We start from the raw sequence: 14,099 nt of genomic DNA, 5'->3' as shown, positions 1-14,099 counted from the left end.
TTACCCGAAGCAGAATGTAGGTAGTCGAGATGGGACGAGGTCGGATCGGTCGGTACACAGAGCGAGTTCGCGGGGAGCTTCACGACGCCTTCCGCGAGGATTTCACGCCGCGGGAGCTCTCCGGCAGCTTCGCGATCGGGGCGTTCATCACGATGTTGCCGACGTTCGGGATCGGCCTGGTCGCGTTCGTGGCGATCGGGTACGTCTTCGGGTGGGTAAGCAAACTCGCGCTGTTTGCGTCGGTGCTCGTGTTCAATCCCGCGGTGAAATGGGGCGTCTACGCGGCGAGTTTCGCCCTGGGAACGATCCTGCTCGGTCCCGTCGAGGGCGTCTCGGCGGCCGGCGTCTCGTTCAGCGCCGGCCCCGACATCGTCGTCCGGTTGCTCGTCGGAAACCTGATTCTGGCGGTACTCGCGACGATCCTGAGCTACGTCGTCGTCTACCGGTTCGCGAGACGATACCAGTCGACTGCCGTCGCGGAAACGATCGACGAGACACTCGAGGAGATCGCCGAGACGACGCTGGATTCGGACTCGGAATCCGGTTGACGGTTTTGGACCGATCGATATCGCTACAGGTCGCCGGCGACGATATCGGCGACGCGCTCGCGATCGAACAGCGCCTCGTCGGCGTCGTAGAGTTGCTGGGCCCCGCGCTCGGTCAGGACGAGGTTTGCGATCGGCCCCTGGTACAACGGCCCGCCGCGGTAGACATCGTCGTTCTGAACGGCCGTCAACTGACTGGCGACGTTGTGTGACTGCATGTGCGAGACGACGGTGTCGCGGAAGTCGTCGACACTCTTGTCCTCGTTGGCCCGGAGCAACAACACGTCGGGATCGATCTCCAACAACAGTTCGTAGTCGACCCGATTACGACCAGCGTGGAAGTCCTCGAGATCCGTCGTCGCGAAGGCGTCCTCGACGCCCAGATCCCGCCACTGCTTGAAGCTCGTTCCCTCGTCGATGAGGTACGGCGAGAACTCCTCGGGTTCGTTGGTCGGCTGCGGCCACATGATGGCCACCGATGGCCGATCGGCTTCCGGCGGAACGATCTCCTCGAGATCGTTCTGGAACTCCGCGTGAAGCGCTTCGAACGCCTCGTAGCGCTCGCGTTCCTGAAACAGTTCCGCGAGGCTCTCGAAGGCCTCGTACAGCGTGAGGTAATCGTAATCGTGCCACTCGTAGCCCCGCGAGAAGCTACTGTTGCCGAAGAACGGCGTCCCCGTCGCCTCGATGGTCGCGATGTCGTCGTGGTCCCAGTGGTCGGTGCGGCCGACGATGAAGTTCGGATCCATGACGAACACGTCCACGTCTTCCGACAGCGACATGAACTCTTCCTGTGAGAGTTCGCCGCCCCAGAGTGCGTCCATGTCACTCTTGTCGACGCTCAGGCCGGGAATCTCGTCGTAGTACTGGGTGTGGTATCGGTCGGTGAGGTAGACTGCCTCGGGTGGCTCCTGTCCGAGTGCGATGCCCATATCCGCCCAACTGCCGTTGTTCGCGGCCCATCGCTCCGGAACCGCGTCGAACTCGAGGGTTCCGACAGGCTCCATCGTTACCGAGTAGCCGTCGCTTGAGGTACCGTCGTTGGCCCCGTCATCGATGCTGATCCCATCGTCTGACATGCAGCCAGCGAGCGTGCCGACGCTGGTGACTGCAGCGCTCGTTGCAAGAATCTGTCGTCTCGTCCACGTCGATCGGGCGACCATATTTTTAGGCCGACCTAAAAATTCAAAAGTCTTCCGAAAGTATCGGAGTCGGTGGCCGACCTCGAGACACGCCCTGGTGGAGGGTGCGGCTCACCGCGAGTCGTCCGGGAGGGCTCGCTTCGGTAGTACCTGCAGTTCGGGCTCGTACTGGACGGTCGCCTCGACGTTGAAGACATCGGCGAGCAGCTGTTCGGTGACGACCTCGTCGGGCGGCCCCCAGTCGTACAGCACCCCGTCGCGCATGGCGATCAGGTAGTCCGCGAAGCGGGCGGCCTGGGAGATGTCGTGTAACACGACGGCCACGGTGACGCCTTCGCGGGCGTTTCGCTCGCGTATCGTCTCGAGCACCCGAAACTGGTGGTAAACGTCCAGAAACGTCGTCGGCTCGTCGAGCAGGAGGACATCGGTCTCCTGGGCGAACACCATCGCGATCCAGGCCAGTTGCTTCTGTCCGCCACTCAATTGTCCGAGTTCGGCGTCCCGGAGATGCTCGATGCCCGTAAGCTCGAGCGCACGGTCGACCGCCCGTCGATCCTCGCGCGTGATGCTGTCGAAGAACCCTCGATGGGGATAGCGACCGTGATAGGCGAGGTCTTCGACCGTGATAGTGCCAAGCGAGTCGGTCTCCTGGAGGAGAACGCCGAGCTCGCGCGCGAGCGTCTTCCGGTCGAACGACTGGAGTGCGTCGCCATCGAGCCGGATCGTCCCGGTTTCGGGCTGGAGGTGATTCGAGAGCGACTTCAGGAGGGTGCTCTTGCCGCTGCCGTTCGGACCGACGAGCGCGGTTACCTCGCCTGCGGGGATGTCGATTCGGGAGCACTCGACGACCGGTTTCTCGCTGGTCGGGTAGCCGATCTCGAGGTCGTCGCCGACGAGTGCGCTCTCGACGGTGAGGGCGTCGTCGTCGGTGAGCTGGTTGCGTGATTCGTCGTCCGATTCGGGTCGGTCGGGGGTTGGGTCGACATCGGTTCCTGTCATCAGATTTCACCCATCGATTGGCGCGTGCGCATCAGATAGAGAAAGTAGGGGCCGCCGATCAGCCCCGTCACGACGCCGACGGGAAGCTGGGTACCACTGAGCGCCAGCCGCGCGCCGACGTCGGCGGTGACGAGCAACGCGGGGCCGGCGAACAGACAGCCGACGATCAACTGCCGGTAGTCGCTGCCGACGACGGTCCGGACGATGTGGGGGACAACGAGCCCGAAGAAGCTGACGATGCCGGCAACGGCGATGGCGGCGCTGGCGGCCAGAATCGCGACGCTAGAGAGGAGCAATCGCGTGCGCTCGACGCGCATCCCGAGCGCTCTGGCGGTGTCCTCGCCGAGCAACAGGACGTTGAGTTGGCGCGCGCCGGCGATCGCGATGGTGATCGCGACGACGGCCGGCAGGGACGCGATGCGAACCTCGTCCCAGCCGGTGCCGGTGAGCGACCCCGTCAGCCACGAGATGGCCGTCTGGGCGACGCCGATGTCGTCGACGAAAAAGAACAGTCCCTGCTGGAGGGACTGAAAGACCATGTTGACGATGACGCCGGCCAGTACGAGTCGAACCGGGCTCGTCCCGCCTTTCCAGGCGATTACGTAGACGATTACGAACGCGAGCGTCCCGCCGAGGGCTGCAAACAGCGGCAGGAACGGAGCGAGGCCGCCGAAGACGACCAGCGTCGCCAGCACGGCGAACCCGGCGCCGGAACTGACCCCGAGGACGAAGGGACTGGCCAACTCGTTTCGCGTTACCGCCTGAAAGATCGCCCCGGAGACTGCGAGAGTCGCACCAGCGATAGCGGCGACGAGCACCCGCGGCAGTCGCATATCCCAGACGACGATCGTGTGTTGGCTCAGTTCGGGGAGCTCACCACCCAATACGAAGGCCAGCCAGACCGCGGGCTCGAGTACGACTGCCGGGTCGGTCACCCCTGCCCAGGCCTCGGAACGTGTCATCGAGTACGCGCCAAACCGTACTTGCACGAAACCGGCGACGACGGTGACCAGGACACTCACCAGACAGAACGCCGCGAGCGTTCCGGTGAGCCAGCCGTCTCGCCCCGACCGACTCGTATCCACGTCGACTGCCCGCGATCTCGACATATGCGTTTAGGTCCACCTAAATAATAGTTAGGTGTTGCGATATTAGGTGGACCTAAATGGCGAGGGAACCCGCGGATGACAACCCACTCACTCGAGGAGTTCGATCTCGTCGTCGCCGTTGGGTACTGCACAGAGGAAGGCACCGTCCTCGTCGCTCTCGTTACGATACCAGTGGACGGCCCCGGCGGGGATCAACAGCGAGTCGCCGGCCTCGACATCGTACGCCTCGTCACCGATACCGACCGTGTACTCGCCCTCGAGGACGTACTGTTCGTGTTCGACTGCGTTCGTGTGCTCGGGGACCGCGCCGCCGGCCTCGAGGACGAACCGCCGAATCGCGACGTTCGGCGCACCGTGGTCGTCACCGATCAAGACGCCCTTCGACATCCCGTCCGCAGCGTCGACTGACTCGTACTCGATAGCCGCCGCCTGACGGACGATGGGTTCTGCGTCGCTCATGTGTGAGTGGACCTCCGTCGCCGACGATAAAAACGACTGCGACGACCGACGACCTTGAGCACCCGATGCAGGAACGGCGCTATGGAAAAAGTCCGGGTGCGAGAATCGAACCCGCGTCTCAGCCTCCACAAGGCTGAAGGATAACCACTACCCCAACCCGGACACGCTTGCAACCAATAGTAGGCCGGGTCGACCTGAAATACGTTACGACTCGAGTACGCGCCGTGTGATCTTCTCCCGCGAGATTTGCTATCGGTACCGATACTGCCGGACGGAACTATAGTAACACCTGCAACGATTTACACACTGATCGCGCAGCTGTCGCGCGATCAGGTGTGCATTGCATTGCAGTGGCTACTATAGTGAGCTTCGCCGCGCCCATCCAGCGAATTCGCTTCAGCGGCTGCTGTCCGACAGTAGATACAACGCGGCGGTTCCTCACGGGTCGGGACCGGGAGACTTTTCGCTCGCAGTCTCAAAGACACGCCCAACGCGTGGCTATCACCGACAAGATCTACGTCAAGAACCACCGGCAGTTGAGCTCCCAGCTCGAGACGAACATCCCAAAGGGTGCGTTCAAGGGGGCGACACTCGACGTGCTCTTTCAGGGCGAGGGGCTCGAGAAACTCGACGACGCCACCCGCGATCGCGTTCTCGATTTCACGGAGGACTTTCTGGACTGTGACTGTGACGACAATCCCTACTGTGGCTGTCCGGAACGGAAGTTCATGCGCTACCTCCTCGAGTTGCGCGCCCAGGGACTCGGCCCCGACGCCATCGTCGACGTGATGAGCGACGATTACATGGTGTATGCCTATCCGGGCGACGTGCTCTCGTTTCTGGACAACGGCGTGCGCACGCTCGAGGCAGCCGAAGGGCTCGCTCGCGTCGACGGCGAACCCGATCAGCAGGACGCGATTCGGGACGCAAAACGCGATCTCGCGAAGTAACGGGGCCGCCACCACAGCCGCCGGGAGCGCCGACTATCGTAGCTGATAGGATTCCTCGTCGTCGTCTAACTCGTCGAGCAACAGCACTTCGTCCTGTTCGTCCTCGAGACGGTCCTGAAGCTCGTTGACGTAGGATTTGTATTCGTCGAGTTGCTCGCGAAGGTGGTCGGCCTCGAGCTCGAGGCGTTCGTGCTCGCGAATGAAGCTCTTTGGCACCTCGACGGTCGGCGGGAAGGCGAGATCCGCTTCGTCGTCGGCTGCCGGCTGCTCGTGTTCTAAGTCGGCATCGGGAACGACCGAAATCTGGCCGTCGTGTTCGACGAGCTGGTCGACGTAATCCCGAAAGACCGCCGACAGCGAGATGTCGCGCTCCTCGGCGATATCCTGTAGGGCCGCGAAGGCGTCCTCGTTGACGCGAAACGAGATCGTCTTGTTCTTGTTGCCCATTCGTCACTGTACTTACCGTTGGTCGCACTTAACAGTTCGTCAGACGGGCACAAATCGTCGGTGGGGCGAGAAGTCAACTGATACGGATCGTCGTAGCGTTTTACGGGTGAGTGCTGCCCTGTTCGAACGATCACCGGTACCGAACGACAACGGACCGCGTGACCGGACGGGCTATCCGTCGCAATACCGTAAGCACTGCCATGCCCACGGACCCACGGGGAATCCACCACGTAACGGGACTCGTCGGCGACCCCCAACAGACCGTCGACGTCTACGCCGGGATCCTCGGACTGCATCTCGGAACGGTCACCGTGAACTTCGAGGACATCCTTCAGTATCACCTCTACGTCGGCGACACGAGGGGGACGCCCGGCAGCGTCTTCACGGCCTTTCCCGATCCGCATGCACAACCGGGCCGAATCGGGAGTCCACAGCCGGCCGCGGTCGCCTTCGCCGTCCCCGACCGATCGCTCGAGTACTGGCGTGACCGACTCGAGGAGCACGATATCGCCGTCGAGGGGCCGGTCACGCGATTCGACGATCGGCTGTTGCGGTTCGAAGATCCCGTCGGGACCCGCCTCGAACTCGTGGCCAGATCGCCCGACACGATCGACTCCGCGATCGAACCCCCATCTTCGGGACCGGTTCCGATCGAACACGCCATCCGCGGTCTCGACGGCGTCTCGATACTCCCCGTCGATCCGTACGCGACCGCGAGAACGCTCGAGCTGTTCGGACTCGAGTACGACGACGAACGCGTGGGCCGAGTTCGCTACCGGACGCCGGGAACGCAAGCGACGATCGTCGACGTTCTCGATCTCGAGGCCGAGTTCGGTCGGGAAGGACCGGGGACGATCCACCACGTCGCACTACGAGTCTCGGACGAAGCCGCACTCGTCGAGTGGCGCGAGCGGTTGGACGACCGCGGGTACGATGTCTCTCGAGTCAAGGATCGACACTTCTTTCACTCGCTGTACGTCCGCGAACCGGGGGGAATCCTCTTGGAGTTGGCGACCGAGACGGACGGCGTCGCCGTCCGCGATCCCGAATCGACCGAGGATCCGTCGATCTATCTGCCCGACTGGTTCGAGCCGGACCGCGAGCTGATCGAGAGCCAGTTGCCGGCGCTCAGACGACCGACGGACCGACACGAATCACCAGCGTCGAGTCGGGGTGGCGCCGACCCGTGACGGCCACCGACAGACGGCTGCCCGACGTCTCCGGCCCCCACGGCGACCAGCCGCTGATAACCGCCGGCGCACCGGCTCGAGGGGCCGATGTCGCGGTCGTCGCCTGTCACGGTCGCGGCGCGACCGCCCAGGGAGTCATCAACCTGTTCGATCCCGTCTACCGCCACGGCATCGCCTTCCTCGCCCCGCAGGCAGCGGGCAGTAGCTGGTACCCTCGACCCGCGAGCGCTCCCCGTGGGGACAACGAGCCCTGGCTCACCTCGAGCGTCGACGCCGTCGGGGCCACACTCGAAGCTGCACGGGCGATAGCCATCCCGCCGGAACGAACGCTTCTCGCCGGATTTTCCCAGGGGGCCAGCGTCGTCGCAGAATACTGTCGCCGGAAGCCGGCGCGCTACGGCGGCGTCTGTCTCCTCTCCGGCCATCTTCCCGGCGGGAGCGACGACGACCGATCGATCGACGGGCAGCTCGAGCGAACGCCCGTACTCGTCGGATACGGCGACGCCGACGCGCAACTCGATTCGGCTCGCGTTACCGAGACGGCGCGGGCGTTCGAGCAGGCAGGAGCCGTCGTCGACGAGCGTTCCTATCCTGATGTCGGTCACGAGGTGACCGACGACGAGTTCGACGCGATACGAACGATGTGTATGGATCTGCTCGAGGACTGACTCGGGATCCGTATCCGATAGCTATCGTACCGCTTGTACGTCGAGACGAACGGGAGTGCTCGGCGAAAACTGTTTTGAGGTAGTACCAGTTAGTTAGCACTATCTAATTTTTACCAGTAAATGTATATTTCTGTAGCCAGACTACTTTTCAGATGGAACTCTTCAAAAACGTTTATATTTGGGATTGTATACAGCATTAATAAAATAGATCTACCCCGTACGAATCAAAATGCTGGCTTTGACCAGAATGACGACACGGTACTAGATATACTGTCAGCTACTTGTATCTGATCGTTGGACCGAGTATATTCGGCCTGCTCCCGGAATTCGTCTAATCTCTGGAACGGCCAAGATTTGCTGATTCCAATAGTCTTCGTAGACACATTATAGTATATCCAATATAAATTTACGATACTATGGATAATCTGGTTAACGTACTACTATGTGAATCAGACATGTTTTATAACCGTAACGTACGTCCGCGAGCTCCACACGGTCGCTACATCCGCTCGAGAACAGACGCAAAACGAGGAGTCGGCGTCCAATCTCGGCCCCTACTGTACTTGTTGTGTGGATTGGGTAATCGCGACTGAATCCGTTCCGTCCACGACGATATCGTAGCCCTGATACGAAAACCGGACGTGAAGCGAGGAATTGCTGGCCGCCGACTGAGAGAGGCGATTGAGCGCTTCGGTGTCGACAGCATCCCACAGCGGTGGCAATTCGGTTGGATCAACACCCTCGCGGGCCGCGATCGTCGTAATGATTTCAATTGTGACACCGTCACTCATTGTTGGACGATTCGTCCACGAACGGGTTCATAAGTCTGCTGGCATTAGATAGTTATCGCCATCGACTATAGTGATCGCTGTATGTCACTGCACACCTGATCGCACGACAACGGTGGGACCAGCGTGTGTGTATGGACCAGCGTATGTGTCTGTGTGGAATAGTGGTAATCAATCCTATAACGCGTTGTTCGAGAATGGCGATTGACGACTGTGCCACTTGCAGCAGTAGGTCGGTAGCGAGGTAAAAACTCAGTCGCTGTAGCGATGTGGTGGTCAACGCGTTACCGGATCCATACCGAGTTCGTCAGCAATTCGTTCCCGAAGATCCGTTTTTTGAATCTTTCCGCTTCCCGTCCGCGGGAACGTCTCGACGAGCTCGAGTCGCTCGGGATACTTCTGTGTCGCCATGTCGTAGGACTCGAGGTGGGCAATCATCTCGTCGAACGAAAAGGAATCGTCGGGATGGGGACGAACGTACGCACAACCCTTCTCCTGCATCGCCTCGTCGGGCATCGCGACGATAGCGACCTCGTCGACGGCCGAATGCTCGTAGAGGACATCCTCGACTTCTTTGACCGGAATGTTCTCGCCGCCACGGACGATGACGTCCTTTTTACGCCCGGTTATCGTCAGGTAACCGTCCTCGTCGAGACGACCGATATCGCCCGTCTCGAACCACTTGCCGTCGAACGCCGCCTCGTTGTGGTCCTCGTTTAGGTAGCCGACCATCAGGTTCGGGCCGGAAACGAGGATTTCTCCCTCCTCACCGATCGGCCGTTCCTCGTCCGTGTGCACGTCCGTAATCTTCACCGTCGTTCCGCGTTGGAGCTTGCCGTCCGTCTCGGCGCACTTTGCAGGGGGTGCAGTGAGCGGCGTCTTGGTCATTCCCGGATACTCCGTCAGTCCGTAGACCCGATAGACGCGACAGTCGAGTTTCGACCGCGCTTCGCGGACGAGTTCCGGCGAGACGTAGGCACCGCCACAGGCGACGACCTCGAGCGGGCTATCCCAGTCCTCGGGTGCTTCCTTCATCAGTCCCTGTAGGAACGGCGTCGCGCCGGCCGTTCGAGTACATTCCTCCTCGCGAATGATCTCGATAGCCTCCCCGGGATCCCACTCGTCCATCAAGACGAACTCCATACCGACCAGAAACGGCATCTCCAGTGCGTTGACGACGCCAGTGTTGTGCGTGACCGGCGACGCGTGGAACGGTTTCGTCTCCGGGGTGTACTCGAGCCGATCGATCATCAAAATCTCGTCGGCGCCGAGCGTGTTGTGGGTGTGGACGACGCCCTTCGGATCGCCGGTCGTCCCGCTGGTGTACATGATCACGTAGGGATCGTCGGGCGAGATATCGGGGTCGATTTCCGTCGGCTCGCTGGCGGCGAGGTCGTCGTAGGCGACGCAGTTCGCGGGCGCGTCGCCGACCACGATCGTCTCCTCGAGCGACGGCACGTCGTCGGCGATGTCGTCGATCATCTGTGGATAGGCGAAGCCGTCGTACACGTCCGGCACGACGATCGCCGACGCCTCGACGTCGTTCAGGATGAATTCGAACTCGCGGTGGCGATAGATCGGAACGATCGGCGCCGCGATCGCACCGATCGAGGCGATAGCGAGGTAGACGGCGCTCGTGGTCACCCAGTTGGGAAGCGAGTACGCGATGATGTCGCCCGGCCCGAACCCGCGCGCCTCGAGTCCTGCCGCGACGCGTCTGGCCTCGTCACCGAGCGACGCGAACGTTTCCGTTCGATTGGGCCCGATCGCTCGTTTCTCGGGGTAATCCGCGATCGTCTCGAACGCCCGTTCCGGAAACGTGGTGTTCGGCCAGTAATCCGCATCGATCCACTCCTCGCGGCGGTCGCCGTACAGCGCTTCATAGCGCTCGAGGGCGGTAGCAATCGCTTTTGAACCCATAGAGACTGATGGGCGATACCGTCACTTAGTGTTTGCCGTCGTGTCAGTACAGGTGTCGAAACACTCTTTCGCGGCGAAAGAGGCTCGCATCGGAACGGGAGATCGTTCCCGGACAGCAGTGTGGAGCCGTGTTATACGGGGCTCGGTGCGGGCGTCATCGGCCTGCCGGGCGTCACTGGGCGAGTCCGTCGAATCGATCGTCCGTGATCGTCTCGGCAATAGTGTTTCGCTGGATTTCGGCTGTGCCACCGGCGATCCGGCGCGCACGCGCCCGCCGGTACAGGTACTCGATCGGATGGCCTTGCTGAAACCCGTTCGCACCGTGGATCTGGAGGGCCTCGTCGACGATGTCGTCGACCATCTCTGCGGCGAACAGCTTCGCCAGGGAGGTGTCGAGTCGATCCGGCACCCGATCGTTCGCCAGCGCTCGCTGTGCTGTCCGATAGGTGAGCGCCCTCGAGGCCTCGATCTGCGTGGCCATATCGGCGAGTTTCCACTGGATTCCCTGGAACTCGCCGATCGGCTGGTCGAACTGGGTTCGGTCTTGGGCGTACTCGAGCGTGCGTTCGAAGGCACACAGGGCCGTCGAATTTGCGAGGACGGCACCGCCGACGCGTTCCCAGTTGAGCGCGTTGAGTTGCTCTTTGAACGCCGATCGACCGCGGACGAGGACATCGTCTTCGTCGATCCGAACGTCGTTCAGGTAGTACTGGGTCTGTGTCTTCCCGGCCATGTTGGTGTGGTGCTCGGCGATTTCGACGCCCGGATCGTCGAAATCGACGACGACCGTGCCGAGTCCGTCCTCGAACTGGACCCAGGTGACCGCCGCCGTACAGTAAGGGACATCAGTCACCCAGGTCTTCTCGCCGTCGAGCACGTAGCCGTCGCCCTCTGCCTCAGCCGTGGTGGTCATCGCGGCGACGTCCGATCCCGCCTGCGGTTCCGAGATGGCGATCGCGATCTGTTCGTCGCCCTCGATCACCGGCGGGAGGTACCGGGACTTGGCCGCCTCGCTGCCGAACATGTAGATCGCCCGCGGGGCGACGAAGTGCGTCGACATCACCGCCATCGCCGTATCGGGACAGACGCGGCCGATCGACTCGACGAGCAACATCGCCTCGAACTCGGACAACCCACCGCCGCCGTACGCCGTCGGAAAGTTGATCCCTAAAAATCCGCGGTCGGCGAGTAGTTGCAGGTTCTCCCACGGAAAGTCACCCTCCCAGGTAAACGCGGTATCGGCGAACTCGGTTTCGGCGAGTTCCGTGACGGCGTCGACGATCATTTGCTGCTCGTCGGTAAGCGTCGGTGTTGACATGGCTACGTACCTGTCATGCGGAACGACCGTATACGTTTGGTTCGGCCACCCACTAGCGAGATTCGATAGTCGCGAACGTATTCCCCCGGCTTCACGACATGATCACGACGGCCGTCCGGGCGTAGTCGCTTCGTCGTGACGGTCACGAGTCGTCGCCATCGAGCCGGCGACTGCGAGATGCGGGATCTCGCGAGCCGTTCGATGATACCAAACGTGGACGATCGGTCCCACAACCCGCCGAACGCCCGCCAAACGTCAGATACTCGGCGTCGTGTCTCATACTGTCGGACAGAAGTCAGTGAAACGTCGGTCGCGAATTCGCGGCCGTCCTTACGGTGGCGGCCGCAGTACTGCGACCGATCGTTGAATAGTTCTGTCCAACAGTATCAGTAGGTCAACTCGCGGCTCCAACGAACCGATACGAGAAGCGTGGCTGCGTGCGACCACCACTCGGGTACTCCGCGGGCGTTTACGTATGTATGCCTGTATACGCAAGCGTACGGCCCGTCGCACGGTCGCTGCCATTCGTCGTTGTCGAATGTGATCGAGTGGTCCCACACCGGTGGTGGGAATAATTAAATGGACGAGTGCGAAACGATGGGTGTGATGAGCGATCACACGCCGAATCGGCCGATCAAAGCAACGAAGACGACGTTCGAGATCGTCGATGTCGTGGCAGACCGCGGAACCGTCGGCGTACTCGAGCTGGCCGAGGAACTGGATCGGTCGAAGAGTACGATCCACAGCCACCTTTCGACGCTCGAGTCGCTCGGCTACCTGATCAACGACGAGGGCCGGTACCGTCTCAGCCTCAAGTGGTTCGATCACGGGATTCGCGCGCGAAACGAACGGACGGTGTTCGATGTCGCCACCAAAGAAATTCGAGCGCTCGCGGAAACAATCGACGAGCCGGTCTGGCTGTACACTGAGGACCACGGCAGGGCCGTCGTCGTCGATGCAGCAAACCTCGACGGTGGCGACGATTATAAGGTCGCTCGCGTCGGCTGGCGGACGTATCTGCACTGTACGTCCTCCGGAAAGACGATCCTCGCTCATCTCCCCGACGAGACCGTCGACGAAATTATCGCGCGACACGGACTCCCCGCAGAAACGGACAATACGATCACCTCGAGGGCAGAACTCGAGCGAGAACTGGTGACGATCCGCGAGCAGGGGTACGCGACAAACGACGAGGAGACGGCCGATGGTATTTACGCACTCAGCGTCCCGATCGTCCTCGACGAACGAGTCTTCGGCGCTGTCTGTATCTCTGGACCGGCCTATCGACTGTCGAAACCCGACGTGCAAGCATCGTTGCTCGACTCGCTGTTCGAAACGGTAAACCGGATCGAACTCACTTATAAATACTGATAGTAAATATATCTATTACACTATTTGATAATATTGTGTATGTGATATATTACTATTTCTTTCGGGCCGGTATCGGCAACGGTCGGACGAACCGAAAGCGACAGTGAGAACGACGTATGGCTTCTCCAGAACCTGAAATCCCACTGACGAGTACGAACATCGTCCAGCGACCATCTGTGTCTCCCACTGACTCGATATACAAAATACACAGTCGGCATGCGTATCTCAGAGTGACCCCCAAGAGCTACCGTGACGTAGCCGTCAGTGTGTTGGATCCGCAAATCGTTGCAGTTGGTCCGTAGTACACGTCGATAGCTCGGTCGACTATCGTCGGCTCCGCGAAGTGACATTATATACCTAAATCGTCAACATATGTATACCCTCCGATACACAATTATTTATTTTTAATCATATGATGGATGGGTATCATATCCTGTCTCAATATCGTTTTGATACTTACATCGGACCACCGCTAGAACGATAGCCTTCCCGGATGAGGTTCGACGGAACACTGGAGACGCCGGCAAAAATGGTTCGGTGGTGTGTCGAGGGGCGATTACGCCGTCGCTTCGACGTCGTCCGTCTCTTCGAGTTGCTCGAGGGCAGCGATTACGTCGTTGCGGTAGTTGATGACGGGTGAGTCGTAGCGCTCGTGGGCCATCTGAGCGTACTCGTTGGTGGGTGCAGTCGAACCGCTTTCGGGCGCCTCTTGCTCGGCTTCCCACTCTTCGAATGCCTCGATGCGATCGAGGGTTCGTTCGGCACACTCGACGACCCAGCGGTCGCGGGTGGCGGCGTCGACGACCGCGATCGATTCGGGTCGGACGGAGACGTTGACGGTGCCGTCGTCGGTCTCGTAGGTACGGGGTTTCCCGACGATTGCGACGTACGCAGGTGGCTCCGTATCGCGAAGTACGGCAGCAGCTTCGGGCTGGTACTGGCCGGCGTAGACGAAGAACGTGCCGGTCGGATCGACGACGCGGCCACGCCAGTACTCGCTGTCGTCGCCGACGTCCTCGGTCTCGGTGAGGGTGCCGGCGATGAAGACACGGTTGGCGCGGTCGCCCGTCGGCAGGAGGGCGTAGTTTGGCGCGCGCTCGTCGTCGCTCTCTTTGAACGTGTACGTCGAATCGTTGAATTCCGAGGCGAAGACGCGACGGGCGACTTCGCGGGTGAGTTCTGTCTGACTCATC

General features: G+C 61.0%; 14 protein-coding genes and 1 tRNA gene. 5 read left to right on the top strand and 10 right to left on the bottom strand.

Annotated elements, in window-relative coordinates:
- Window positions 1-29: 29 nt before the first annotated feature.
- Complete coding sequence (locus D8Y22_RS00650; RefSeq protein ID WP_141462631.1) at window positions 30-548, top strand: DUF2062 domain-containing protein; 519 nt, start codon at window positions 30-32, stop codon at window positions 546-548.
- Window positions 549-571: 23 nt separating this feature from the next.
- On the opposite strand, the gene D8Y22_RS00645 is transcribed toward D8Y22_RS00650, so the two are convergent.
- The 5 genes from D8Y22_RS00645 to D8Y22_RS00625 form a co-directional block, all read right to left on the bottom strand.
- Complete coding sequence (locus D8Y22_RS00645) at window positions 572-1,708, bottom strand: ABC transporter substrate-binding protein (RefSeq protein WP_141462630.1); 1,137 nt, start codon at window positions 1,706-1,708, stop codon at window positions 572-574.
- 90 nt (window positions 1,709-1,798) lie between these two features.
- Entirely contained in the window at window positions 1,799-2,686 is an 888-nt protein-coding gene (locus D8Y22_RS00640; protein ID WP_141462629.1) for an ABC transporter ATP-binding protein, read from the bottom strand.
- Window positions 2,686-3,795, bottom strand: coding sequence for a FecCD family ABC transporter permease (locus D8Y22_RS00635; protein ID WP_141462628.1), 1,110 nt, complete (start codon window positions 3,793-3,795; stop codon window positions 2,686-2,688). Before D8Y22_RS00635 ends, D8Y22_RS00640 begins: the two co-directional genes overlap by 1 nt.
- An 87-nt stretch (window positions 3,796-3,882) precedes the next feature.
- The gene (locus D8Y22_RS00630; RefSeq protein WP_141462627.1) at window positions 3,883-4,254 is read right to left on the bottom strand and encodes a cupin domain-containing protein; all 372 of its coding nucleotides are present in this window, start codon (window positions 4,252-4,254) and stop codon (window positions 3,883-3,885) included.
- 90 nt (window positions 4,255-4,344) lie between these two features.
- Window positions 4,345-4,416: transfer RNA gene (locus D8Y22_RS00625), tRNA-His, on the bottom strand.
- A 332-nt stretch (window positions 4,417-4,748) separates the two neighbouring features.
- Between D8Y22_RS00625 and D8Y22_RS00620 the strand changes: the two genes are divergently transcribed.
- Complete coding sequence (locus D8Y22_RS00620; RefSeq protein ID WP_141462626.1) at window positions 4,749-5,204, top strand: DUF5814 domain-containing protein; 456 nt, start codon at window positions 4,749-4,751, stop codon at window positions 5,202-5,204.
- A 33-nt stretch (window positions 5,205-5,237) separates the two neighbouring features.
- On the opposite strand, the gene D8Y22_RS00615 is transcribed toward D8Y22_RS00620, so the two are convergent.
- Window positions 5,238-5,651, bottom strand: a complete 414-nt coding sequence (locus tag D8Y22_RS00615; RefSeq protein ID WP_141462625.1) for a ribbon-helix-helix protein, CopG family — start codon at window positions 5,649-5,651, stop codon at window positions 5,238-5,240.
- A 200-nt stretch (window positions 5,652-5,851) separates the two neighbouring features.
- On the opposite strand from D8Y22_RS00615, the gene D8Y22_RS00610 reads away from it, so the two are divergent.
- Together D8Y22_RS00610 and D8Y22_RS00605 are read left to right on the top strand one after the other, a co-directional pair.
- Window positions 5,852-6,841, top strand: coding sequence for a VOC family protein (locus tag D8Y22_RS00610; protein WP_141462624.1), 990 nt, complete (start codon window positions 5,852-5,854; stop codon window positions 6,839-6,841).
- Window positions 6,838-7,509, top strand: a complete 672-nt coding sequence (locus D8Y22_RS00605) for an alpha/beta hydrolase (RefSeq protein ID WP_141462623.1) — start codon at window positions 6,838-6,840, stop codon at window positions 7,507-7,509. The genes D8Y22_RS00610 and D8Y22_RS00605 overlap by 4 nt, the downstream gene beginning before the upstream one ends.
- A 554-nt stretch (window positions 7,510-8,063) precedes the next feature.
- Here D8Y22_RS00605 and D8Y22_RS00600 read toward each other — a convergent pair.
- The 3 genes from D8Y22_RS00600 to D8Y22_RS00590 all read right to left on the bottom strand — a co-directional run bounded on the left by D8Y22_RS00600 (window position 8,064) and on the right by D8Y22_RS00590 (window position 11,535).
- The gene (locus D8Y22_RS00600; protein WP_141462622.1) at window positions 8,064-8,300 is read right to left on the bottom strand and encodes a HalOD1 output domain-containing protein; all 237 of its coding nucleotides are present in this window, start codon (window positions 8,298-8,300) and stop codon (window positions 8,064-8,066) included.
- A gap of 273 nt (window positions 8,301-8,573) precedes the next feature.
- Window positions 8,574-10,217: an AMP-binding protein gene (locus D8Y22_RS00595; protein ID WP_141462621.1), complete on the bottom strand. Its 1,644-nt coding sequence runs from the start codon at window positions 10,215-10,217 to the stop codon at window positions 8,574-8,576.
- A gap of 172 nt (window positions 10,218-10,389) precedes the next feature.
- Window positions 10,390-11,535, bottom strand: a complete 1,146-nt coding sequence (locus D8Y22_RS00590) for an acyl-CoA dehydrogenase family protein (RefSeq protein ID WP_246084318.1) — start codon at window positions 11,533-11,535, stop codon at window positions 10,390-10,392.
- 579 nt (window positions 11,536-12,114) lie between these two features.
- Between D8Y22_RS00590 and D8Y22_RS00585 the strand changes: the two genes are divergently transcribed.
- Complete coding sequence (locus tag D8Y22_RS00585; RefSeq protein ID WP_141462620.1) at window positions 12,115-12,906, top strand: IclR family transcriptional regulator; 792 nt, start codon at window positions 12,115-12,117, stop codon at window positions 12,904-12,906.
- A gap of 556 nt (window positions 12,907-13,462) precedes the next feature.
- Here the strand turns inward: D8Y22_RS00585 and D8Y22_RS00580 are convergent.
- Window positions 13,463-14,098 carry an RPA family protein gene (locus D8Y22_RS00580; RefSeq protein WP_141462619.1) on the bottom strand — a complete coding sequence of 212 codons (636 nt, stop codon included), beginning with the start codon at window positions 14,096-14,098 and terminating at the stop codon, window positions 13,463-13,465.
- Window position 14,099: the final 1 nt, after the last annotated feature.

Source organism: Salinadaptatus halalkaliphilus (assembly GCF_006543045.1).
Lineage (GTDB): Archaea > Halobacteriota > Halobacteria > Halobacteriales > Natrialbaceae > Salinadaptatus > Salinadaptatus halalkaliphilus.
Note: the sequence above shows the minus strand (reverse complement) of the source record. Positions and strands in the feature narration are given on the sequence as shown.

What these genes read in the sequence shown, in the direction of transcription:
- D8Y22_RS00650 (WP_141462631.1), top strand. Translation starts at nt 30, where the DNA reads ATGGGACGAGGTCGGATCGGTCGGTACACAGAGCGAGTTCGCGGGGAG.
- D8Y22_RS00645 (WP_141462630.1), bottom strand. Translation starts at nt 1,708, where the DNA reads ATGGTCGCCCGATCGACGTGGACGAGACGACAGATTCTTGCAACGAGC.
- D8Y22_RS00640 (WP_141462629.1), bottom strand. Translation starts at nt 2,686, where the DNA reads ATGACAGGAACCGATGTCGACCCAACCCCCGACCGACCCGAATCGGAC.
- D8Y22_RS00635 (WP_141462628.1), bottom strand. Translation starts at nt 3,795, where the DNA reads ATGTCGAGATCGCGGGCAGTCGACGTGGATACGAGTCGGTCGGGGCGA.
- D8Y22_RS00630 (WP_141462627.1), bottom strand. Translation starts at nt 4,254, where the DNA reads ATGAGCGACGCAGAACCCATCGTCCGTCAGGCGGCGGCTATCGAGTAC.
- D8Y22_RS00615 (WP_141462625.1), bottom strand. Translation starts at nt 5,651, where the DNA reads ATGGGCAACAAGAACAAGACGATCTCGTTTCGCGTCAACGAGGACGCC.
- D8Y22_RS00610 (WP_141462624.1), top strand. Translation starts at nt 5,852, where the DNA reads ATGCCCACGGACCCACGGGGAATCCACCACGTAACGGGACTCGTCGGC.
- D8Y22_RS00600 (WP_141462622.1), bottom strand. Translation starts at nt 8,300, where the DNA reads ATGAGTGACGGTGTCACAATTGAAATCATTACGACGATCGCGGCCCGC.
- D8Y22_RS00595 (WP_141462621.1), bottom strand. Translation starts at nt 10,217, where the DNA reads ATGGGTTCAAAAGCGATTGCTACCGCCCTCGAGCGCTATGAAGCGCTG.
- D8Y22_RS00590 (WP_246084318.1), bottom strand. Translation starts at nt 11,535, where the DNA reads ATGTCAACACCGACGCTTACCGACGAGCAGCAAATGATCGTCGACGCC.
- D8Y22_RS00585 (WP_141462620.1), top strand. Translation starts at nt 12,115, where the DNA reads ATGGACGAGTGCGAAACGATGGGTGTGATGAGCGATCACACGCCGAAT.
- D8Y22_RS00580 (WP_141462619.1), bottom strand. Translation starts at nt 14,098, where the DNA reads ATGAGTCAGACAGAACTCACCCGCGAAGTCGCCCGTCGCGTCTTCGCC.